The organism is Psychrosphaera saromensis (assembly GCF_002954545.1).
In the GTDB taxonomy this organism is placed as follows: domain Bacteria; phylum Pseudomonadota; class Gammaproteobacteria; order Enterobacterales; family Alteromonadaceae; genus Psychrosphaera; species Psychrosphaera saromensis.
Map to the genome: position 1 here is coordinate 1,897,263 of NZ_MSCH01000003.1, position 24,051 is coordinate 1,921,313.

The 24,051-nt window shown below is 36.7% G+C and carries 12 protein-coding genes and 4 tRNA genes; 10 read left to right on the forward strand and 6 right to left on the reverse strand.

Going from position 1 to position 24,051, the window contains the following annotated elements; genetic code table 11:
* Nucleotides 1–165 precede the first annotated feature (165 nt).
* From BTO11_RS08620 to BTO11_RS08635, 4 genes are all read right to left on the reverse strand, one after another.
* Nucleotides 166–1,161 carry a diguanylate cyclase domain-containing protein gene (locus tag BTO11_RS08620; protein WP_105052228.1) on the reverse strand — a complete coding sequence of 332 codons (996 nt, stop codon included), beginning with the start codon at nt 1,159–1,161 and terminating at the stop codon, nt 166–168.
* A gap of 641 nt (nt 1,162–1,802) precedes the next feature.
* Nucleotides 1,803–1,879: transfer RNA gene (locus BTO11_RS08625), tRNA-Asn, on the reverse strand.
* Between the two features lie 28 nt (nt 1,880–1,907).
* A tRNA-Asn gene (locus BTO11_RS08630) sits at nt 1,908–1,984 on the reverse strand.
* A gap of 35 nt (nt 1,985–2,019) precedes the next feature.
* Nucleotides 2,020–2,096: transfer RNA gene (locus tag BTO11_RS08635), tRNA-Asn, on the reverse strand.
* A 661-nt stretch (nt 2,097–2,757) separates the two neighbouring features.
* Here BTO11_RS08635 and BTO11_RS08640 point away from each other — a divergent pair.
* From BTO11_RS08640 to BTO11_RS08650, 3 genes are all read left to right on the forward strand, one after another.
* Complete coding sequence (locus BTO11_RS08640) at nt 2,758–4,062, forward strand: MATE family efflux transporter (protein ID WP_425319639.1); 1,305 nt, start codon at nt 2,758–2,760, stop codon at nt 4,060–4,062.
* 12 nt (nt 4,063–4,074) lie between these two features.
* The gene (gene uvrB, locus BTO11_RS08645; RefSeq protein ID WP_105053711.1) at nt 4,075–6,087 is read left to right on the forward strand and encodes an excinuclease ABC subunit UvrB; all 2,013 of its coding nucleotides are present in this window, start codon (nt 4,075–4,077) and stop codon (nt 6,085–6,087) included.
* A gap of 423 nt (nt 6,088–6,510) precedes the next feature.
* Entirely contained in the window at nt 6,511–7,650 is a 1,140-nt protein-coding gene (locus tag BTO11_RS08650; RefSeq protein ID WP_219846463.1) for a hypothetical protein, read from the forward strand.
* A 73-nt stretch (nt 7,651–7,723) separates the two neighbouring features.
* On the opposite strand, the gene BTO11_RS08655 is transcribed toward BTO11_RS08650, so the two are convergent.
* Complete coding sequence (locus BTO11_RS08655; protein ID WP_105052230.1) at nt 7,724–9,388, reverse strand: AMP-binding protein; 1,665 nt, start codon at nt 9,386–9,388, stop codon at nt 7,724–7,726.
* A gap of 366 nt (nt 9,389–9,754) precedes the next feature.
* Nucleotides 9,755–11,785, reverse strand: coding sequence for a methionine--tRNA ligase (metG, locus tag BTO11_RS08660; RefSeq protein WP_105052231.1), 2,031 nt, complete (start codon nt 11,783–11,785; stop codon nt 9,755–9,757).
* Between the two features lie 100 nt (nt 11,786–11,885).
* Between metG and BTO11_RS08665 the strand changes: the two genes are divergently transcribed.
* The 7 genes from BTO11_RS08665 to BTO11_RS08695 all read left to right on the forward strand — a co-directional run bounded on the left by BTO11_RS08665 (nt 11,886) and on the right by BTO11_RS08695 (nt 24,050).
* Nucleotides 11,886–13,133, forward strand: a complete 1,248-nt coding sequence (locus tag BTO11_RS08665; protein WP_181135875.1) for a P-loop NTPase — start codon at nt 11,886–11,888, stop codon at nt 13,131–13,133.
* Between the two features lie 83 nt (nt 13,134–13,216).
* Nucleotides 13,217–13,801 (forward strand): dCTP deaminase, encoded by a 585-nt coding sequence (gene dcd / locus BTO11_RS08670; protein WP_105052233.1) that lies wholly within the window; start codon nt 13,217–13,219, stop codon nt 13,799–13,801.
* A 201-nt stretch (nt 13,802–14,002) separates the two neighbouring features.
* The gene (locus BTO11_RS08675; RefSeq protein ID WP_105052234.1) at nt 14,003–16,534 is read left to right on the forward strand and encodes an EAL domain-containing protein; all 2,532 of its coding nucleotides are present in this window, start codon (nt 14,003–14,005) and stop codon (nt 16,532–16,534) included.
* A 152-nt stretch (nt 16,535–16,686) separates the two neighbouring features.
* Nucleotides 16,687–16,763: transfer RNA gene (locus BTO11_RS08680), tRNA-Pro, on the forward strand.
* 48 nt (nt 16,764–16,811) lie between these two features.
* Nucleotides 16,812–17,942 (forward strand): hypothetical protein, encoded by a 1,131-nt coding sequence (locus BTO11_RS08685; RefSeq protein ID WP_105052235.1) that lies wholly within the window; start codon nt 16,812–16,814, stop codon nt 17,940–17,942.
* A gap of 8 nt (nt 17,943–17,950) precedes the next feature.
* The gene (locus BTO11_RS08690; protein ID WP_105052236.1) at nt 17,951–19,867 is read left to right on the forward strand and encodes a caspase family protein; all 1,917 of its coding nucleotides are present in this window, start codon (nt 17,951–17,953) and stop codon (nt 19,865–19,867) included.
* A 61-nt stretch (nt 19,868–19,928) separates the two neighbouring features.
* The gene (locus tag BTO11_RS08695; RefSeq protein WP_105052237.1) at nt 19,929–24,050 is read left to right on the forward strand and encodes an FG-GAP repeat domain-containing protein; all 4,122 of its coding nucleotides are present in this window, start codon (nt 19,929–19,931) and stop codon (nt 24,048–24,050) included.
* Nucleotide 24,051: the final 1 nt, after the last annotated feature.

The window sequence follows — 24,051 nt, forward strand, 5'->3', positions numbered from 1 at the left end:
TTACAAAGAGGTACTTGTTACAACAGCTCCTAATAGATAGGGCTATAGAAGAGTAGGGGATATTATAAGTACGAGAAAATAGTTTGAAAATTGTGTAAAAAGCGAGAGGGTGAATACGGCCACTATATTCTAGCGACCAATTAGCTTATTTATAACTAGGCTGCTTTATACAGCCTTAGTGTCTTCTGCTTCAGCTTCTACCTGTGCATTAGCCTGGGCCACTAACGTAGTTGCATCGGTAGTTTCATCATAAAATAAAGTAGCAATACTTAGTTCTGACGATACATTTTCTTCTAAAAAGGACTCTTTAAATTGCTCTGTAATTTGTAATATTAATTGTTCAGACTGCTCAGCTGAATAATTAGGTAAAATTAAACCAAAATCAAAGCCATTTAATTTAAACGCTTGCAGATTAGTATCTTTAGTTAATTGCTCTGAGATGGCAAAACCAATCAATTGTATGTATCGGTCACCCGCTGGGTAACCCAAATTAAAGTTTAAGTGTTGTAATTGTGTGGCACGAATTAATAAAAAATGCCCTGTGTGTAAACCTTGTTTCTCTTTTATCAGACTTTCAAAGTGTTCAATGAACTCAGGTCCGCCAGGTAAGCCTGTTAATTTATCAAGCTTATTACCGTTAGCTGCATTGGCTTGCTCGGCTTGTATTGGTAATGTTTTGGTAGAGTTATTTACTTTAATTAACATATTAATGCCAAGAATTAGACCTGGAGCAAAAAACATAAAATACAGTAAATGAGTAAAAGGGCGGAGGAATTGATCATAAGATGAATGAAATTCAATATGCAGCTCTTCGTTTGACGTAATAAGTGAAGCCGGCTCTGTATAGATAGATAAGCTTTTTAATATAGGCGTGATCAAAGGTGCATTATATTCTGGTTCAATATAGCGATAAAGTACATTGCCGCTATCGTCAGTGATAGTTAAAAACTCTAATTCAACTGCGCCCCTTAGTTGCTTGGATAATAATTTAGCATTATCACCTAAGTTGCTATAGGTAAACTGTTCAACTAATTGGATTTGATTGTGTTGTTTGTTATGTATCAAGTTAGACGCTGTTATTAAAACAACACCAGATAATAGAATACCTAAAAAGATACTTAATGATAAAAATGTAAATATACGTAAGCGTTTTGATTTCATACTAAATAACAAACACCATTTATAGTTGTTGATAAAACTTAAACTAAGTTAATCAAATATAGAAGGGGACATTCGAGTGACTATAAAAGCAGATTTATATCTGGATTGAAAGCGTTCTTTGTAAGAATAGACCGAAAATGAATTTTATGAGCTTTGATGGCTCCCCCTCCTCAACTCAAAAGTGGACCTGTGCAAGTTAAAAAGTACGGTTCGGCGCTCTAGGCTCTAGCGAATAGAAATAATATAAAATAGGGTAGGTGACACAGATATTTACTTTTGGAGTTTAGAGCTAGAATTTTAGAGCTTGGAGTTTAGAACTTGGATTTTTGATGGCTCCCCCTCCCCGACACAAAAGTGGACCTGTGCAAGTTAAAAAGTACAGTTCGGCGCTCTAGCTAATAGAAATAATGTAAATTAGGGTAGGTGACACAGATATTTACTTTTGGAGTTTAGAGCTAGAATTTTAGAACTTGGATTTTTGATGGCTCCCCCTCCCCAACTCAAAAGTGGACCTGTGCAAGTTAAAAAGTACAGTTCGGCGCTCTAGGCTCTAGGCTCTAGCGAATAGCAATAATATAAAATAGGGTAGGTGACACAGATATTTACTTTTGGAGTTTAGAGCTAGAAGTTTGGATTTTTGATGGCTCCCCCTCCCCGACTCGAACGGGGGACCTGCGGATTAACAGTCCGTCGCTCTAACCAGCTGAGCTAAGGGGGAATTATATCAAAAATGTACTGTAGAAAATTGGCTCCCCCTCCCCGACTCGAACGGGGGACCTGCGGATTAACAGTCCGTCGCTCTAACCAGCTGAGCTAAGGGGGAACTATATTCTTGCACTTTGTTATCAAACGTTAAATTGGCTCCCCCTCCCCGACTCGAACGGGGGACCTGCGGATTAACAGTCCGTCGCTCTAACCAGCTGAGCTAAGGGGGAACATATCGTCGTCTGACAACGGGGCGCAATCTTAATTATCGAGTCGGTAACTGTCAACCTATTTTATGCCTTATATTGTACATTTAGGTCTATTTGGCTAGTTCCTAATCAATATTCAATAAAGAACAAATATATATTGCTGTTTTGTGAGAAGTTTGGTTCAAAATTCATGTCCATTTTGGGGCGAAATTTTACAATTCGCTAGGACAATGGTCTGTGGCATTTTATCCACCGAATCTGTGGATAAGTCTGTGTGTGACTTTGTTATATATTGCTACAGGCCACTAGAATCGCGTGTCAATACGGTAAATGTTAAATTCTTCAATTATTTTATAATTCCTTTTATATCAATAACTTGCACTGTTTAAGTGGCGTGTTAATGCACTTTGGTACGAAAAATAATCATAAGCATAGGTTAAAAAAAATTAGCTGTGTACAACGACAGTGCTAATTGGTTGTTTTTCGTTTTAAAACCGCTTAATTATTGATTAATAGTGAATTTATGACAAGTTTGTAATAAAAGGTAAATTAAATAGAAACTTAAGGTGAACAAAAGTGTGAGTTTCATTAGAATAGACTTTTATTTTTTGAGTTTATTTTTATATCTATGTCCTCTTCTGAAAATTTGTTAACAGCACCTATAGGTCCAGTCCTTAAAAAAATGACCAAACAGGTCTTGTTCGGCATGATGATGTTAATGTCATTTAATCTTGTTGATACCTATTTTATCGGATTATTAGGTACGGACTCATTAGCCGCCATTAGTTTTACCTTTCCTGTTACCTTTACCATTATTAGTTTATCCATAGGTTTAGGTATTGGTACCTCAGCGGTTATAGCTAAAGCCAGAGGTGCTAATTTATTAGAGCAGGCCAAAGATGATGGATTAGGGGCATTAATACTGTCGTTTGTCTTAGTCGCGGCCTTAGCCTTTTGTATGTACTCATTCACCGATGAAATTTTTACCTTGTTAGGTGCTAAGGCTGATTTATTACCGTTAATTCATGAGTATATGGATATTTGGTATATAGGTGCCGTATTTTTAATGTCGCCTATGGTGGGGAATTCTATATTAAGAGCGTCGGGAGATGCTAAGACTCCAAGTATTATTATGGCGGTTAGTGGCTTAATTAATGCTATTTTAGATCCTTTACTAATATTTGGTCTCGGGCCATTTCCTGAACTGGGGATGCAAGGTGCTGCAATATCCAGTGTGATTGCTTGGGGGGTTGGATTTTTTGTCGTTATATATGTACTGGCGGTAAAACGTAAATTGATATGGATCCGCTGGATACCATTCACTCAGTTTGTTGCGGTAAGTCGTCGTATATTAAAAATTGGTTTGCCAGCAGCCGGAGCAAATATGCTAACGCCAATAGCAATGGCAGTATTAACGGCTATGATAGCGGTTCATGGTAATGCCGCTGTTGCTGGTTTTGGTGTGGGGACTCGATTAGAGTCTATTGCCAGTATGGTGGTATTAGCGTTATCTATGACCTTACCTCCTTTTATAAGTCAAAACTTTGGGGCCGGTCAGTGGGATAGAGTAGAACAAGCCTATAAGTCTGTGATTAAGTTTGTTCTATTGTGGCAGTTAGCGGTGTACTTATTATTAGCTGCTGTGGCAGGTTATATTGCAATGGCGTTTGGTAAGAATGATCCAGAAGTAATGAATGTTATTAAATTATTCATTTGGACCTTACCGTTAAGTTACGGTTTTCAGGGCATTATTATATTGTCTAATTCATCGCTAAATGCACTGCATAAGCCTATGAAAGCATTATTATTGTCCGTTATTCGTTTGTTTGTATTTTATGTGCCGTTTGCTTATTTAGGTTCGGTTTATTTTGGATTAATTGGTTTATTTATTGGCGCATTAATTGGTAATGTTTTTACTGCATTAATCGCTTATAGGTGGTTTTTAAAAGCATTACCACAATCGGTAGTTGTAGAGGCAAAAGTGTAATTCATGGAAAAAATAAATAAACCGTTTGATTTACATAGTAAATTTGAGCCAAGTGGCGATCAGCCCACAGCAATAAAGCAGTTAGTAGAAGGACTAGACAGTGGTTTAGCCTACCAAACATTATTAGGTGCTACAGGTACAGGTAAAACCTTTACCATGGCGAATATAATAAGCCAAGTAGACCGACCAACCTTGATCATGGCTCACAACAAGACGTTAGCCGCTCAGCTTTATGGTGAAATGAAAGAGTTTTTCCCAAACAATGCGGTTGAATACTTTGTTTCTTATTATGATTATTATCAGCCAGAAGCCTATGTAGCCTCTACGGATACTTTCATAGAAAAAGATGCATCTATTAATGAACATATCGAACAAATGCGTCTTTCTGCCACAAAATCCTTAATGGAACGACGTGACGTTATTATTATTGCGTCTGTATCTGCTATTTATGGTTTGGGTGATCCTGAGTCATATATGAAGATGTTATTGCATCTACGAGTTGGCGATATTGTCGATCATAAACAAATTTTATTACGCTTAGCTGAATTACAATACACTCGTAACGATATTGAATTTCAGCGTGGCTGTTATCGAGTGCGTGGCGATGTTATTGATATATTTCCAGCTGACTCAGACAAATATGCGATTCGAGTTGAATTGTTTGATGAAGAAATTGAGCAATTAACCAGTTTTGATCCATTAACGGGAGCACTTGAGCGTAAAATTACTCGTGCCACTGTCTTTCCAAAAACACACTATGTAACTCCGCGCGAAAAAATAATGGCGGCAATTGACCACATTAAAGTGGAATTAAAAGAGCGTAGAGCACAATTAAAAGATTTAAATAAACTGGTAGAGGAACAGCGTTTAAGCCAACGTACTCTATTTGATATGGAGATGATGCGTGAACTTGGCTATTGCTCGGGTATCGAAAACTACTCTCGTTATCTATCAGACCGTGACCCTGGCGCGCCACCGCCAACCTTAATCGACTATTTCCCATCGGATGGGTTATTGATCATTGATGAATCACACGTTACGGTTTCACAAATTGGTGCCATGTATAAGGGCGACCGTTCGCGTAAAGAAAACTTAGTTGAATATGGTTTTAGGCTACCGTCAGCACTGGATAACAGACCGTTACGTTTCCCTGAGTTTGAACAACTTGCGCCACAAACTATTTACGTTTCTGCTACACCTGGTAATTATGAAATAGAAAAATGTGGAGACGACATTGCCCATCAAGTTATTCGTCCAACCGGGTTATTAGACCCAATTATTGAAGTTCGTCCGATTGAAACTCAAGTTGATGACTTGATGTCAGAAATTCATTTACGGGTTGAGAAAAACGAACGGGTATTAGCCACTACATTAACCAAACGTATGGCTGAAGACTTAGCTGATTATCTGGCTGATCACGGCATTAAAGTAAGATACCTGCATTCCGACATCGACACGGTTGAACGGATTGAGATCATTCGTGACTTACGAGCAGGCAAGTTTGATGTGTTGGTTGGTATTAACTTACTCCGTGAAGGTTTAGATATGCCGGAAGTTTCTTTGGTCGCGATTCTAGATGCTGACAAAGAAGGCTTTTTACGCTCAGAACGTGCGTTAATTCAAACCATAGGTCGTGCGGCCCGTAATATTAACGGTCGAGCGATTTTATATGGCAACCGCATAACTAAGTCGATGAAAAAAGCCATTGATGTAACTAATGAACGCCGTGAAATACAGCATGCTTATAATGTGAAACATGGCATTACGCCACGTGGAGTAGTAAAAAGTATTACCGATATTATGGATGTTGGCGGTGAGAATAAAGCACTTAATGCCGCACAAAAAATCTTAATTAAAGAAGGATTAGCAGAGTACCGTGCTAAATCGCCAGCTGAAATTGCTAAAGAAATAAAAGTGATAGAAGGGCAGATGATGGAACATGCTAAAAACTTAGAGTTTGAAAAAGCCGGTGAGTTAAGAGATAAGGTGATGCAACTGCAACAGCAAATCATTAAGAACTCTTAATACTTTTCATTACGGGAGTTTATAATTACAGAATATAACAACTGAGTTCATATATACCCTGTTTCGATTTTTAATTGACAGGGTATGTAAGCCGCTATTAAACCCACCTTGTCGTTATCCTTTCAATGTAAGTTTAAAATAATGCTTTCATTACATTAAAAGCACAGTATAAATAAAATTCCCTGATAGTTATTTAACCGTTTTTTCAAAACAACGTCTTCTTAACCCCTTATAATTAAAGGACTGGTGGCTAATCCGATCAGTTTGTTTATTGAGACAAATACATATTAACATTATACATTGTGCCGAGATCACGTTTTAAGAGGAAATATTTTACGTGATTATGAGATGACTTCTTCAAAGAAAGAGCATCACAACAGGGTTTTATGGATGAATATTCATAAGTATAAAATGAGACTATGTATGCAAAAAAATAAAAATTCACACAATATAATTAAATCAGTAATGCTGGGGTTGGTAATAACACTGTCTAGCTTTGCACAAGCAGCCGGTGAGGAATATTTAAATTTCGGTTTACATTGGGTTAACGTCGATAATAATGGCAATGAAACTCAAGAGAAAGGTGTCGATCACAATGGCAATATTATTCTTGATGATGCGGATTACTATGACTCATCAAAACCGACTGTAATTTATTTTCATGGTTGGAAAAGCGGCATGGCTGAAGATGGCTATCGCGTAGAAGATTTTTACTTTGATGATGTTGATGCTAATACCGCACAAGCTTGGAAAGACCAAGGCTGGAATGTAGGTATTTATCACTGGGGCCAATTTGCAGATGAGAGCGAATTAAAAGACGCTGAAGCTAAAATTTGGAGCGTTCAAGGTGATAAAGGAATGCGTTATCGTTTAGACGACGGAAGTTATAGTACTGAACAAGCACCTGATCAATCAATAGGACAACTTGCGTTTGAACATATTACAACTGTGTTGGATGATAATACGTCTGGTAATATCCGTCTTGTAGGACACTCTTTAGGTAATCAGCTTGCCGTCGTTGTTGCAAAAAAAATCAATGATAGTGTAAATGATGGGTCTGTATCAGCTTCTTTGATGCCTGGTCGAGTTGATTTACTTGACCCATTCTGGTCGCAAGGTGATAAAAGTTATTTAAGTGGTGATTGGACTGGAAAGCGAGTTCGTACTTACATTGAAGATATGATCTCTAAGCAAAATACAGCTGTTACTTGGTATAAAACATCTGCCATTTTTGATTTATGGATTGGCGACCAAAACACAGATTTAGAAAAGCATGTTGCTTTAATTAATAATCGTTTTTGGTATTTAAGTTCAGTTGCTATTGCTGATAAGCATGTTCATGCTCGTAAATGGTATTTCATGTCTATGGCGTATGACGCACCAGAAGAGGTAACTATTAATTGGTGGGGCAAACGTTCAGAAACCGGTTATGATGCTGCGAGTGCGACCTCTTCTGACAATCATATAAGAACAATGATGAATGATGACGAACAATGGGACCAGGTTGAAGGGCGCTACACTGCAGACCCTTCAGATGACCAGTTTGAAGTTAAAGATTATTAATCCCAAATAATAATAAAAACAAAAAAAGAGGCGAAAGCCTCTTTTTTATTTAAGTACTATTATTCAATCTTGATCAGAGATCAGATTCCCAAAGAATAACGTGTCCTTTTAATTCTTCAATGCGTTCTGCAAACTGTTTATGCAACACATGACGTTTGATTTTTAACGTCGGTGTTAATACATCGTTTTCAGGTGTCCAAGGTTCAGACACGACCACTACAGCACCAACTCTTTCATGGGACTCTAAATGGTTATTCACTGATAGTAGGTTTTCTTTTAAAGACGCAGCCACTTGTTCTCTAGGTAGTGATGATGCACCTTCAGAAAGCTGAACTAAGGCAACAGGCGCGGCCATACCAGAACCTAATACACATAACATCTCAATGTGAGGGTCTTGAGCTAACATCTTCTCAATAGGCACAGGAGAGACAAACTTTCCTTTTGCAGTTTTAAAGTTGTCTTTTACTCGACCTATTATAGTAATGGCACCGGTTTCAGGGTCTATTTGGGCTAAATCGCCGGTTTTGAAAAATCCATCTTCGGTAAACGATTCTTTAGTCGCTTCTTCATTTTTATAATAGCCATCAAACAAGCCACCACTTTTAAATAGCATTTCGCCTTCGTCTGTGGTTTTTATTTCACAACCTGGTAATGCACGACCAATCGTTCCAATAAGTTTTTCTTCAAACGGAAAACAACCAACTGCGTAAATACAGTTTTCTGTCATGCCCCATGCTTCACAGACATTCAAACCTATTTTGTGATACCAATGCAGGATTGAAGGTGAGATAGGTGCAGAGCCACAGGCAAGTAATCTTGCATCTTGTAAGCCTAAACCTTTTTGGATCTTACGTTTAATAAGACTAGATACTAAAGGAACTGATAACAAAAAGTTAAGTTTGCTGTTACCAATTTTATCAATAATGTTTTTCTGGAATAAACTCCACAAACGCGGAACTGAGAAGAAGGCTGTAGGATTTGCATATTTTAAATCTTCGACAAAAAACTCAAGTGACTCAGTGAAGTATAATGTTGTATTAGCGTGATAAGCCACACCTTCAACAAAACAGCGTTCGGTAATATGTGCAAGCGGTAAATAAGACAACATTCTGTCTTTATCAGTCATTTCTAACAAGCTAACAATTTCAGAGTTTGCCCAGTTAAATGCACGATAGCTAATAACCGCGCCTTTAGGGTTACCTGTGCTACCTGAGGTGTAAATAATAGAAATTGTTTCATCTAAGTCAGGCGCGTGTATTGGTAACGCTTGATCGTCAGCAACTAAAGTTTGCAGCTTACGCCAGTCGTACTGACAAGGCATGGTTTCGTAACCCATAGATAAACGAACAACGTCGCCTTTAACGCCTACGTCTGCATCTTGCCATTTATCTAACTTACCAATAAATGCCGCTTTCGCTTCTGAATGTTCTAACACATATTGAATTGTGTCAGGATTAGCAGAAGGGTAAATAGGTACACTTATCATACCTGCGCGCATAATCGCTAAGTCAGCAATTAACCATTCGGCACAATTTTTTGAAAGAATGGCTATTTTATCGCCCTTGGTAAAACCAAGGTGATGTAATGAAGCTGCTATGCTTTCTACTTTATTTTTAACTTCAGACCAAGTATGTGTTTGCACAACTCGATTAACTGGTTGATGTAAAAATACTTTATTTGGCGTTGTTTCAGCCCAATGATCTAACCACTGTAATGGAGTGAACTGGCTTTTATCCATTGATTCCGCCTTTTATATTTATTATTAATTAGTCTGTTGATTGAGATTTTGTATTTAGTATCAATTAGCTTGTTAATTGATACTTTTATTTTTTAGCCTAACGCATTATGAATAAAAAAAATCATTTAGGCTAGGGGCTATTGACCTTTCATTTTCTGCAACGCTGGCGACTATTTGTTGCATCCAGCGAGGCAGAAGACTCGAGAATAGTGGTTCTATTTAAGTGTCTGGCTAAAATTAACAAGAACGAAGTTGGGGTGACAAATAGCCCCAACCCTTCATTTAAGCTTATTTATTTACTTTTAGCTACAAAAAAGCAGAGATGTCATCTCTGCTTTTTGTTATTTAACTTATGAGTAATAAGGATTACATGACTCGCATGCCCGGCTGAGCGCCGTCGTGTGGTTCTAAAATCCAAAGTTCTTTTCCACCAGGACCAGCGGCTAAGATCATGCCTTCAGACATACCAAAGCGCATTTTTCTTGGTTTTAGGTTAGCAACCACAACGGTTAATTTACCTTCTAACTCTTCTGGCGTGTAAGCCGCTTTTATACCTGACAATATTTGACGAGTTTCACCGCCAATATCCAGTTGGAATTTAAGCAGCTTTTCAGCACCTTCAACGTGTTCTGCTTTTATGATTTTAGCAATACGCAAATCAATTTTAGCAAAATCATCAAATTCAATTTCTGCTGCAATTGGATCATCTGCTAATGGGCCTGTTACAACTGGTTTTGTTGCAACCAAATTGTCTTTAGAGTCATCAACCATTTTAGCTACTTTGTCCATGTCTACACGTTGCATTAACGCTTTAAATTTATTGATTTCATGACCGGTTAAGTTGTTATCAACCGAATCCCAAGTTAACTCAGAATTTAAGAAGCTTTCTACTTCTGCAGCCATGTTTGGTAATACTGGTTTTAAATAAACCATTAATATACGGAATAAGTTAATACCCATAGAACAAACATCATGTGTTTGTTGCTGTAGTGCATCATCTTTAACCGTTACCCAAGGGGCTTTGTCATCAATATATTTATTGGCTTTATCAGCAAGCGCCATGATCTCACGAATTGCTTTGGCAAATTCACGGTTTTCATAACATGTTGTAATACTTTCTTTGGCTTGTTGGAATTCAGCGAGTAACTCTGGGTTATCTACATTGTCAGACAATTTGCTGTCGTAACGTTTTTTAACAAAACCGGCACAACGACTGGCAATGTTAACCACTTTACCAATTAGGTCTGAATTTACTTTTTGACCAAAATCATCAAGGTTTAAGTCTAGGTCGGTAATGCCGCTGTTTAACTTAGACGCAAAGTAATAACGTAAATACTCAGGGTTTAAATGATCTAAGAAGGTTCTCGCTTTGATAAATGTGCCACGAGATTTCGACATTTTTTCGCCGTTAACCGTTACAAAACCATGAGCAAAAACATTAGTCGGCTTTCTGAAATTAGCACCTTCTAACATTGCAGGCCAAAATAGGCTGTGGAAGTAGATAATGTCTTTACCAATAAAGTGATAAAGCTCAGTATCTGAACCTTCTTGCCAAAATTCGTCAAAGTTAACGCCGTTTTTACTACATAAGTTTTTGAAACTTGCCATGTAGCCAATAGGTGCGTCTAACCAAACATAAAAATACTTACCTGGCGCATTTGGTATTTCAAAACCAAAGTATGGTGCATCACGACTGATGTCCCATTGTTGTAAACCTTGCTCAAACCATTCTTCTAGCTTGTTGGCCATTTCTGTTTGAATGCTGCCACTGCGTAACCATTGTTTTAACATAGGTTCAAACTTAGGCAGGTCAAAGAAGTAATGCTCTGAGTCTTTCATTACCGGAGTTGCGCCCGAGATTACTGATTTAGGGTTAACGAGATCAGTTGGTGTATAGGTTGCGCCACATTTATCACAGTTATCGCCATTTTGGTCGGCGGTACCGCATTTAGGGCAAGTACCTTTGACGAAACGATCCGGTAAAAACATTTGTTTTTCAGGGTCAAATAACTGACTGATTGAGCGTTTAGCAATAAAGCCAGCGTCATTGAGTTTGTTATAAATCAACGCTGATAATTCTTTGTTTTCATCACAATGTGTACTGTGATAGTTATCAAACTCAATTAAAAAATCATCAAAATCTTGTTTGTGTTCAATGCCAGTCTTAGCAACCATTTCTTCTGGAGTTATGCCTTGCTCTTGAGCTTTAAGCATAATGGGTGTGCCATGTGCGTCATCAGCACAAACGTAATAACATTCGTGACCTTGAGACTTTTGAAAACGCGACCAAATATCGGTTTGAATATATTCAAGTAAGTGACCTAAATGTATCGGACCATTGGCATATGGAAGGGCGCTGGTAATTAAAATTCTGCGATTTGCTTGGTTTGTTGGCATAACTATGAAAAAACCTTTATAAACAAGTTGTTAGATGTACCGATTGTATTAATGAATGACTAATTCATTAATACAATTGGTATTTACATAACGAGTTGGTGTGTTACTTAGTGAACAATTCATCAAAACGCTAGAGTTTAGGCGAGTGATGTTACATAATTTACCGCATATTTGCACCCATCAAGATATAAAGATTAAGCCAATCATGAAATTTACCAATATATTTTCCAAGTCAAAAAGCAAGGCAAAGGCTAAGTTAGGGTCAAACACGGATAAAAACGAATTGAACAGCAGCATTAAAAATAAAGGCCAAGACCAAAACAGTCAAAAACAACAATTACGAAAAGCGTTAAATGATTTATCCCATCCGGTTTTCCCAAATGGAATTTACGGGCAAATAGCCATCGACTTGCAAGGGGATGGTTTTGAAGTGGAATTACCTATTGTATTGGGTAAGTTTGCGCCTGAAATAATCAATTTGTTGCAACAACAGACTGAACTGGCAACACCTATCAAGTTCACTTACAAACCAACAGTGACAAGCAAAGACAAAATTAAAAATATTAAGTTAGTTGTTGCGGTTGCATCAGGTAAAGGTGGGGTTGGTAAGTCAACGGTTACGGCAAATTTAGCGGCTTGTTTAGCACTACAAGGTATAAAGGTTGGTGTGTTAGATGCCGATATTTATGGGCCTTCAGTGCCAATTATGTTTGGTTTAGCGGGCCAGTCTATTACCTCTAAAGACGGTAAAACGATGGAACCGTTTGAGCGTTTTGGGGTTTCGTTAAACTCCATTGGCTTTGTGGTACCAGAAGATAAAGCCACAGTTTGGCGTGGACCAATGGCTTCTAAAGCGTTAATGCAGGTTATTAATGAAACGAACTGGCCAAAGCTCGATATATTGTTAGTGGATATGCCGCCGGGTACTGGCGATATACAATTAACTATGTCAGAAAATATTAAATGTGACGGTGCGTTAATTGTAACAACACCACAAAATGTCGCGTTAGCGGATGCTGAAAAAGGCATAAACATGTTCAATAAAGTTAATACTCCAATATTAGGCTTAGTTGAAAATATGAGTCAATTTGTCTGTGATGGATGTGGTAAAACACATTACCTATTTGGACAAGATGGTGGCCGTAGTTGCGCTGACAAACATAAAGTTTCGTTATTGGCTCAATTACCTTTATTACCAGCGGTAAGGGAAGGGGCAGATAAAGGTACGCCGTATGTACTGAATAAAAATCTAGCCAGCGAAAATGCGGCGTTGGAGTATCACCAATTAGCATTTTCACTTATGATGCAAATATCAAAACAAACTGAGTCGGTAATTACCCTCGGTTAGTTAGCACTTCTGTTAGTTAGAATAGGGAGTTGTCGGTGATAGCTTTCAATGAATACAATACTTAACCTAAATTAGGATAGACAATGCGTCTTTGCGACACCGATATTATTAAATGCCTTAATGATAATAAAATTGCCATATCACCTCGCCCATCTGATGATGCTATTTCTGGCGTCACGGTTGACTTAACCTTAGGTAATAAATTTAGAGTGTTTCAAGAACATTCTGCGCCATATATTGATTTAAGCGGGCCAAAACACGAAACTGAAATCGCGTTAGAGTCGATTATGAGTGATGAAATTATAATCGATGCCGACAAAGCTTTCTTTTTACATCCTGGTGAACTGGCTCTGGCGATGACTCATGAGTCAATAACTTTACCGAGTGATTTGGTTGGTTGGCTAGATGGACGTTCATCTTTAGCACGTTTAGGTTTGATGGTTCATGTTACTGCACATAGAATTGATCCTGGTTGGTCAGGCAACATTGTATTAGAGTTCTATAACAGTGGAAAATTACCTTTAGCATTAAAACCGCAGATGAAAATAGGCGCGCTTAGTTTTGAAACTATGTCCGCTCCTGCAGCTAAACCTTATACTTCAAGAGTTGATGCTAAATATAAAAACCAGGCTGGTGCCGATGGAAGCCGCATTAATCAAGACGGTTAATACCGATTTTATTAATACTTATGCTACGAATTGGTAGTAGATAAGAGGCTTAGTGAGATAATCATTAGGCCTTTTTTATTAGTCACTTTTAACATAAAGAATTGATTGGAATACAAATACTTATTGTAATGTATTTGTTTTTACTTACACTAAATAATTGCACTCGTTTTTTTACTGAACCAAACGGAGTTGGCTATCAAAATGTCTTTAAGCGGAAATAAAGTAATTCAAACTTTAGTGGTGCTCGTTGCGATAATAATTGCAATGTTTGCGATTGAAATACACAGTGAAAAAGTTGACGATGTAGATGGCTTTGCTAATTCAAGCCAACCACTTAAAGATAGGTTTAGAATAAACTATATAGATGATAGCGAAAATCAGTTGTCATTATCTCAAATTGTAAAACTCCCCTCTGGCATGTATGCCGACTCAAATCAGACGTTACATTCTCCTGAGTCACTCATCTTTAGTGTTTGGTATAAAATTACGTTAAAGCACGACAGCGATGTTTTATCCGAACCTTTTAACGTAACGGTGGATAACCCCACACTCGATACCATCACATTTTACCTAATGGATGGTGATAGAATGCTGCAAACTAAGAAGATCGGAGACACAGTTTACTTAAAAAATAACTTTCTTCATGTTATCCCACAAACAAACATACATCACGGTATGCAGCATAACCAAGTGTTATACATCCACATAGAAACCAACGGTGCTAGTGGTACTCCCATTATTATTGAACCAATAGATAAATCTCAGTTGAGAAGCAGTGCTCAATTGATGTTACTTGGATGTTTTATTGGTGTTGTGCTGATCATGATCATCTATAACTTTGTTATGTTCAGAGGTATAGGCGACCCATCATATTTTAATTATATTGGCTATATTGCTTTTGCAGGGTTAGCAATTGGTTTAATTAATGGCTTTGCGTTTTATGTTTTCCCATTTGAAGCCGCCAAGTGGATGAACAAACACTTAATGCTCACCCACTTTACCGGCCTAACATTTGCCTTAACATTTGCTATTTCATTTTTACGTTTTGATAAAATAAAACCTTGGTTTGTTAACTTAGGTATGGTCGCGTCAAAAGTCATCTTAGTGTTTGCTCTCAGCGGTTTGTATTTTACGGAGGCAACGTTAACGCCTTTCTATTTTGCAGCTGTGCTATTTGTTTATATTTACGTACTTAGTTTAATGGCGATGGTTCTTAACGCTCGTTTAATGTGGGTACGTTATTACTTATTGTCTTGGTTACCATTGTTTTTAGGTGTTGGTATCGGGATAGCTGCTTTTAATGGTGGTGTTAGTTATAGCTTTTTAACTAGAAACGCCGCTTTATTAGGCGTGCTGGCAGAGATTTCTATTATGGCAATTGCTTTAATGGATAGATTTAGAGCCAATGAGGTCGATAAAGAGTACCGGATAAATCATGACTCAGTAACCGGGTTACCAAATAAAACCGCGTTAGAGTCAGCGTTGCAAAAATTAATTAATGGTAAAAAATCATTTACCTTAGTTTTATTTGAAATTCCAGAAGCGAATAATCTAATTCCAAGTTTAGGTAAGGAAATTTCGGATGAATTTTTCATTCAGCTATTTAATAACGTGGAAGATTATGCCGATGGCCTGACGTCTGTTTATGAGTTTGAGAATAATCTTGAAAATGAAACGTTTCATTTAGCACGTGTGGGAGATGCTTGTTTTACATTAGTGTTTGTCGGTGACTTATCGGATGACGCTTTATCGTATAACTTTTTAGCCATTCAAGAAGCGGTTTCCACCTTTATTTCAGTCAACCGTGCTGCTATTTCAGTATCTTGCCATGCAGGCGTTGTCAGTTACCCACATGACACTTTAGATAAAGAAAACTTGCTCACTTTGGCATTCCAAGCTTTATTAGGCTCGAAGAAAAATCAACATGGTTGGGCAAGGTATGAGCAGCAGAAGACGGAGAATATCAAAAAACGTTTTGAACTGGCTGCTGAACTGCAAACCGCGATAGATTCAGATGATCTTGAGTTGTTTCATCAACCACAAATAAATATTGAGACCGGTGCAGTGTTCGGCTCTGAGTTATTACTCAGGTGGAACCATAATGAATTAGGTTATGTTTCGCCTGAACGAATTGTTAGTATCGCCGAAGAAACGGGTACTATTAATCACTTAACCGAATGGGTGATCACTCAAGGGTTAAGTCAGCACGCAAAACTCTATAAGTTAGGTTTTGAACATACAATATCCATTAATATTTCCAGTAAAGATTTAACCGATAATGGCCTTGTGGCTCATGTCTTAACCACGGTCGCTGAGAATTTGATACCTCCTGAGTCTGTCGTTTTTGAATTAACGGAGTCGGCGACACTTGATGAACCTGATGCAGCTAAGGCATTGATCACTGAGTTACATCAGCAAGGATTTAAAATTGTTATTGATGATTTTGGAACTGGATATTCAAGTTTGGACTATTTAAGTCAATTACCTTTTTACGCATTGAAAATAGATAGACGTTTTATGAATTTAGATAAATCGCCTAGCAATAGAACCATTACTGAGATGGCGATTATGTTAGGGCGTCGTTTAGGTGTTTCGGTTGTTGCTGAAGGCGTTGAAACTCAAGACGCTGCTGATATATTAAAAACGCTTTCATGTTCTTTAGTACAAGGCTATTTGTACGCCAAACCTATGGCGTTTATTGATTATATGAGATGGTTACAAAAAAAACCTTAGTATCCTATTTCTAAGGGACCTAGGGCGAAATGTAGATGGTATTCATCAATATATAAAACCTAAACTATTGATACTTATTACGTTTGAGCTAGTAGTGATTGCACTATTCTACTGGCTTTTTATAAAGCCAAATGGTATTTTTATCACCCTGTCGGTATGTAGCGCAGCTTGGTAGCGCACTGTCATGGGGGGGCAGGGGTCGAGAGTTCGAATCTCTCCATACCGACCAATCTGAGCTTTATAATGTGATTTTAGGCTTTAAATTAAGGAGTTAGATGTGTTGACAAGGAAGTATGCAGCTGTATTGTTTTTTGCATGTATTTTATCTGTATTGTTTTTATCTGGCTGTGCCAGTACCACAACAAACTCATCTGTCGCTCTTAATCCGCCAATTAGTATGATGTTAAGTCCGCAATATAGAAGTTGTATTGCTAATACTCCTAGCTATTTATTAACGTCTGAAGGTATTGGTCTAACAGAACAAGCCGCTGCAACATCCGCTAGAGCTAGTTTAGTCCAGCAAATAAAAGTTGATGTGAAGGTAGATGACAATTTGCAGTTAAGTAAGTCAGATACCCTTACAACTAATTATCAATTAAATGCCAGTACTCAATCTGCCATCCTGCTTACAAATTCAATCGTCTTATGTAAAGAATTTAATTCTAATCAAGTAAGAGTTTTTGTTGGTTACGACAATCGAAATTTAGACATGAAGCTACAGTCAGTTTTGACAAAGCGGAAAGTTGAATTTCTCTCTCAGTTGAGAGGATCAAGATTATTAATTCATTCAAATGTATTTAAACATCTTGATAGCTCAAAAAATAATAAAAATGACAATCGTCAATTAATAGTTTCTCTTAGTCGAAAAAATGATATTTGGTATTTTAATATTGGAAATGACGTAATTGCATTAACGCCAGAAGAATTGATCAAACTAACGTCATTTGAAAACGTTGGTGAAATATCATTAATAGCTAGAAGTGGACAGATTTATAAAGATAATCGATTAAAAAATGGTGATGTATTTAAGATTAAATATATTGAATCATTAAGTGATAACTCATATTTTTCAATGTTTATCCAGGCCGAAGATGGTTCAGTTTCATTATTATATGAAAACCTTAAATTTCATAATGGTGCGATTGAACTTCCTGAAATCCAAGCATGCATGAGTTATGACGATGACGGTGGTTGCCAATCGCTGTCTGGCATCTCCAAAGATAAACTAATCGCCATTACATCGAATTCACGTATTGATACGTTGCAAATAGAACAAATGCAACATTCGTACAATCAAAATCAAGCCGTTAATCGCTATCAACTTCCTGAGTTGATAGCGTCCTTAAGTGAAGTGGAAAATGTAAATATTACTTCGGCTTTTGTATTTGTAACCCCTTACAATAATTAGAGAAACATATGAATAAATTAATTACTATTTTTACAGGGCTATTGTTGAGCTCTAACGTCTTAGCTAATGAATGTGTATATCTAGAAAATGCATCAGCTGTTGAGCAATATGAAGCTTGCCCTTTAAGTAAAACAGCGGCACTTAATGGTGTTGTTGAATTGATCGCTGAAGGGGATTATGGAAAAGCAAAAGTTTTCCTTACTAAATTACGTAAAGAACATCCTTCGTATAAAGAAGTTGTCGAATTACTAAGCGCGGTAAACAGTATTGTGAAAAATAAAGACAATACGATGGAGTTGGTATCCGTTTTAGCTAAAGTGAAAATGCAATCATTGTTTCAAAGCGTTAAATTAGAACCTTTCAATTACATACTTCCACAGAAAAAAACACTTGAAAAGCGTGAACTACAACGTGGCGAATTTGAAAAAACAGTTACTTTTGAAAATAGAAAAAAAGAAGCTGAGTTAGAAAGACGTAATGAAATAGCTCAGATAAATAACGAATATGAAAAACAAGTCGCTAAATACAATACCGAGTTAAACCAATATAAACAAAAAGCAGATAGAATAATTGAACAGCATAAAGCTGAGGTTAGAAAACACAGCGATAATATACTAATGAATGCATTTTCCCTTGTGATGGGAAAACCTGATGTTGAGCTGCAATCGTATAACCCAGATGATGAAATTTATTATGCTAACCTAACGTTTTCTAACCGAGATGATCATCAGCGTATTGCTTTACATAATATCCCTCCAAAACAAGCACAGGCATTTAAGTCGAATTTTTCCAATAACAAGTCAGTTGATGTAGATATAAAAGAAGAGTTGGGTTACTTAACCATAGCTAACGTTAAAGTTGGAATCGAAACGCTAACGGGTAATCAAGATTTTAACTTTAATTATACAGATCAATTTTATGTCGCTGACACCAAAGCTATCATAATTGATGATGGTGATGCTTTGCTTTCCATGTCTCAATTACAAGAATTAGATATAAATGAATTAACCAGTGCAAGCGAGTCTGAATTAGAAGCCTTACTTAGATCATCACGTAATGCACAAATTGCCTTTAATAACCAAGCTGCAAATTTATCCCAATATGCGATTAACTTAATTTCAAAGATTTCAACAAAAAAGGTACTGAATACACCTAATGCTGTAGCTGTGATTATTGGTAATAGAGATTACAAAGCGTCTAGTCGAGATATTGAAAATGTTGAGTTTGCTATAAACGACGCGACATTAATTAAAGCTTTTGTAAAATCTAGATTGGGCATAGCTGAAAAAGATATTATCTATCAAGAAAATACAACACAGTCTGATCTAAACTCAATTTTTGGCTCAAAAGAATTTGCTGAAGGCAAGTTAGCTAATTACGTCAATGATAAAAATACTAAGGTATTTGTATTTTATTCAGGCCACGGCACTTTAGGGTTGCATGATAAATATTCTTATTTAGTCCCAGTTGGAGCAAACCCTAATAATATCGAATTATCTGGTTACAAATTAGAAACTATGTACGCCAACTTAAGTAAGTTACCAACCGATGATATTACCGTTGTTATAGACGCTTGTTTCTCAGGGCAATCAAATAATACCTCTTTAATAAAAAATGCTTCAGCGGTATTTGGAAAACCTAAAGATAAAGTGGAAGGTAAGTATAACTTTAATATTTTAAGTGCGACTTCATCACAACAAATAGCATCTTGGGACGTCACAAATAAGTTAGGTATTTTCACTAAACATTTTGTTGAAGGTGTAACGGGCGGGGCGGATAAAAATGGTGATAAAAAAGTCACGTTAGCCGAGCTGAAAAAACATCTTAGTTTTTCTGTATCTAAAGAAGCTCGTAGAGAATACGACGGCAGAAAACAAACACCACAAGTAATCGGTCGTGATGACAAAGTTCTTTCTGTTTTATAAACAATATATAAAACAGAAAATTTCAATCGATATTCATTTAGCCATTTAAGTAGTAAATAAAATGATAAATAAAATTTCTCTAAAGCTAGTTTTACCAGTTATGTTACCGATGGCTTTGTTATTCACCTCAGTGAGCGCTTTAGCGAACACAACTCCCGCTTTGAATTATACCGGAGAAAAGGTAATAGAGCAGGTAATAATAGATTCCTCTATTAGTTATTTTGATGCTTTTGTTACAGCTGATGTTAATGGCGATGGTAATTTAGATATATTAACTCTTTCTGATGACATCGTAAGTTGGTACGAAAACGGAAGTGACTGGGAAAAAACGGTTATTATAAGTGATGAGGGACGTGTTGTTGAAAATCTTGCGGTTGGTGATCTGGATGGTGATGGCGACGTTGATATAATAACAACGGCTTCTAATTTTAAGGCCGTATACCTGTATAAAAACGGTTATGATTGGGAGTCTGAACTAATAATTGATGATATATATAATTTAAAAACGCTCAATCTTGCGGATATGGACGGTGATGGTGATTTAGATATAGTTGTAACTGCAGAGGTTAGTGATGATGACCCATACACTTATGAGTATTACAATGTAATAATTTGGTATGAAAATGGTAACCAATGGACTGAGAATATTATTGAGTCTGATGGGTATGAACCTTTAGATGTACTGTTGGCTGATATGGATAATGATGGTGATTTAGATCTAGTTCATTCAACTGATTATTTCTCTAATGGTGTTTATTGGTATGAAAATGGTAACGCATGGAGTAAGCATATCGTTACGTCTTCTGTTCAAGACAAACAAATAATAGCTCTAGATACTGGTGATATTGATAATGATGGTGATTTAGATGTGATTTTGGGCCTTGTCGATGGAGTATATTGGTTCGAAAATGGCAATGCATGGGCTAAAAGTCCAATTGCAATAGATCTAGATAGCTTAGCGAGTTTGGCTGTTGGTGATATAAATGGTGATAATAAAGCAGATGTATTTGGTGCTCATTATTTATATGGAAATTCAAGTAATACTGGGGCCATAAGTTTATATGAAAGCTCAGATTGGTCAGAAACGGTTGTAGCAAATCGCAATGGAATAAGAGGCAAGGATGTCATCGCTACAGATGTAGATAGTGATGGCGATGTTGATTTATTATCAGTTAACTATAAGACTTATTATTACTCTGATCTAACGTTATATAAATTTACAGGTTATGACAGTACGATCCCTGTTTACGTTGATGTTTTAGAAGGGACAACTGATATAACTTTACCTTTAATTGGGTATGATGCTGATGGTGATGCTTTAACTTATTCAGTAAGCGGTGATGATTCAGCATTTTTTAAAGTGAACCAAACTGGAGTTGTAAGTTTTATTTCTGCCCCTGATTATCATTCTTTTTCTGACTCAAATAAAGATAATGTTTTTGAGTTATTACTTGTAGTTAGTGATGGTAAAACATCAAGCTCTAAAGAAATTAAACTTGAAGTTAAATTAGGGCAAGACAGCGATATCGATGGTATTACAGATGCCCAAGAATTACTTGATGGTACAGACCTTTATGATTATGACTCAAAAATTGACACTGATGGTGACGGGGTTCCAGATCGACTTGAGATTTATTATGGCGGCAATATTAATACGCCGGATGCGCTTGATAGTGATAATGACGGAGTCATTGATTATATAGAACGTTTTTATGGCGAGGATGATGCACCAGTTTGGTTGGTCAAAACGGCCAATGGTAATCATTGGGAAGAAAAGACTATAGACTCTCCAGATGACACTTATTCCAGATCAAATCATAATGCGATCGCCGTTGCTGATGTTACAGGTGATGGTGTTAAAGATGTTTTATCTGATGCGTATGAGCGGATAACTATACTCAATGGAGCCAATGACTTCGCTACTTCTGTCGTTGATGCTGATATGAAGGATGTAAATTTCATTACTAGTGCCGATCTAACTAATGATGGAACTTATAATCCAGACATCATTATAACTGAAGAGTATAGCTATTCTTATAGCTCTACTTACAATCATATTTATTGGTATGAGCATGGAACATGGATAAAGAGACCGATTTCTACTTCAGGTGATGTTTATGGTGATCTTAAGTTACAAGATATGGATGGCGATGGTGACTTGGATATTATTGCTTTAACCAAGACTCAAATTGTTTGGTACGAAAATGGAAATACTTGGTTGAAGCATAGTATCATCGATATTGATTTTGAAGTATCTCGATTTGAAGTGGTTGATTTCGACTATGATGGTGACATAGATATTGTTGCTACGGTTGAAGAAGAAAATAATATTGTCTGGTTTGAAAATAGTACAGCGTGGCAAACTAACCTTATAAGTGATTCAATCGAGAATGCAGAAGGATTAGCGGTCAAAGATATTGATGACGATGGTTCTTTAGATATTGTTGTAACATCTAACGATAATTCATTTACGTTGCTTCAAAATATAAATGGCTGGCAGCAAACAACATTATATTCTTTATATGAATCAGATAGTACGACAGATGTTGTAATTGCTGATATGAATAATGATGGTCTATACGATATTATAGGCTCAAGTTCAGGATCTTTAGTTTGGTTTGATGCTGCGGATGATTGGTCTAGAGTCATTATTAATGAAAACACTAATAAGAAAAGAATTATAGTTGCAGATTTAACTGGTGATAATAATAACGATGTTATTGGAAGCGGTACAAGTGAGTTAACTATCAATGTCAATTCAAATATAGCTACACGATATAGATTCGACGTGCCTGATTTAAGTCCTGAAATAAAAATTCCGTTTGTTGCATTTGATATAGATGGACAGAACTTGAGCTACTCTCTTGATGGTGATGATGCTATCCATTTTAATGTAGATAGTGATGGTAATCTTTCTTTTGCATCTCAATTATCTATTGGTACTCCCGTTGACTTTGATGGTGATAATATATTTAATTTTTATATTATAGCCAGTGATGGTTCGAACAAATCTACTGTTTATCTATCGCTAACATTAATCGAGTCGGTCGACACAGACGGTGACGGTATCTTGGACTCTTATGATATAGATGATGACAATGACTTAGTACCAGATGTTGTTGAAATTGAAGAAGGGACTGACCCGCTAGATGCAAACTCATTTTTAGATGAAGATAGAAATGGCGTGCCAGATTTTGTACAAAGAAGTAGTGCGTTATATATTAATTATCAATTCCCACTAGGCCTTACAATCGATGAAGGCGGTTTTGCCGCAGTTGATTTATCAAATGTAACAAGTATTAATGGCCTTGTGTCTATAGATGTTGGCGAAGTACAAGGATTAAATTATAAATTCAGAGATAATGTGCTTTATATTTATGCTGATTACGTTAGTTCAAATCAAACTCTTAATATAGATATCACCTTATCTGATGGTGTGGAAGTCGTAAAACATGTGTTTCCTGTATATGTAATTAATAATCCAACTGACAGTTTGAAAATAGAGCTTATAAGAGAAGCTAAAGCGATAGATGATGGTATTAGGCTACAAGTGGCTGCAAAGAATACTTCTACATATTTAGATTTCAAATGGTATGTCGATGGAGTACTTTTAACATCAGAGAATAGCCAAATATTCACACTGAAAGAACATCACTTTAAAGAAGAGAATGTTGTAGTAAAAGTTGAAGCTTCTGAAGATGGATTTATATCTTCTTATACAGATGGTATAGAATTAAATAGGACTTCATTTTTAGCCGAGCTTGCACAAGCACAAACAGAGCAACTTGAGCCTGAGCTTACAACAAAAAATGTTGCTGGTAGCACAGGTATATTTTCATTGGTATCTGCTATTTCTTTATTATTTTTACGTAGAATAAGAGTGAACGTAGTTAACCCAAGAAAGGTCTTTAGTAAGTCAAAGTTGATTTTAATTATTTTAATGATGCTAGGTATGACAGCGTGCTCTGCTACTACAGATACACAACATCAATTATCACCCCAATTGTCCACGCAAACTCAAACTGTCAATATATCCTTGGACGAAAGTGATCCTCTATATATTGCTAAACAGGAGTATGAAACTGAAAAAGAGCAAGCTAAGCTTGAAAAGCTCAGACGTAAAATAGAGTCAGAAGTGAAAGAACGAAATGAACGAGTTCACATATCGACAATAGGTTTTTAAA

Bases quoted from the DNA above. Each gene is read 5' to 3' on its own strand.
- BTO11_RS08690 (WP_105052236.1), top strand. From the start codon at position 17,951: ATGAATAAATTAATTACTATTTTTACAGGGCTATTGTTGAGCTCTAAC.
- BTO11_RS08695 (WP_105052237.1), top strand. From the start codon at position 19,929: ATGATAAATAAAATTTCTCTAAAGCTAGTTTTACCAGTTATGTTACCG.
- BTO11_RS08675 (WP_105052234.1), top strand. From the start codon at position 14,003: ATGTCTTTAAGCGGAAATAAAGTAATTCAAACTTTAGTGGTGCTCGTT.
- BTO11_RS08655 (WP_105052230.1), bottom strand. From the start codon at position 9,388: ATGGATAAAAGCCAGTTCACTCCATTACAGTGGTTAGATCATTGGGCT.
- dcd (WP_105052233.1), top strand. From the start codon at position 13,217: ATGCGTCTTTGCGACACCGATATTATTAAATGCCTTAATGATAATAAA.
- BTO11_RS08650 (WP_219846463.1), top strand. From the start codon at position 6,511: ATGCAAAAAAATAAAAATTCACACAATATAATTAAATCAGTAATGCTG.
- BTO11_RS08640 (WP_425319639.1), top strand. From the start codon at position 2,758: ATGACCAAACAGGTCTTGTTCGGCATGATGATGTTAATGTCATTTAAT.
- BTO11_RS08620 (WP_105052228.1), bottom strand. From the start codon at position 1,161: ATGAAATCAAAACGCTTACGTATATTTACATTTTTATCATTAAGTATC.
- metG (WP_105052231.1), bottom strand. From the start codon at position 11,785: ATGCCAACAAACCAAGCAAATCGCAGAATTTTAATTACCAGCGCCCTT.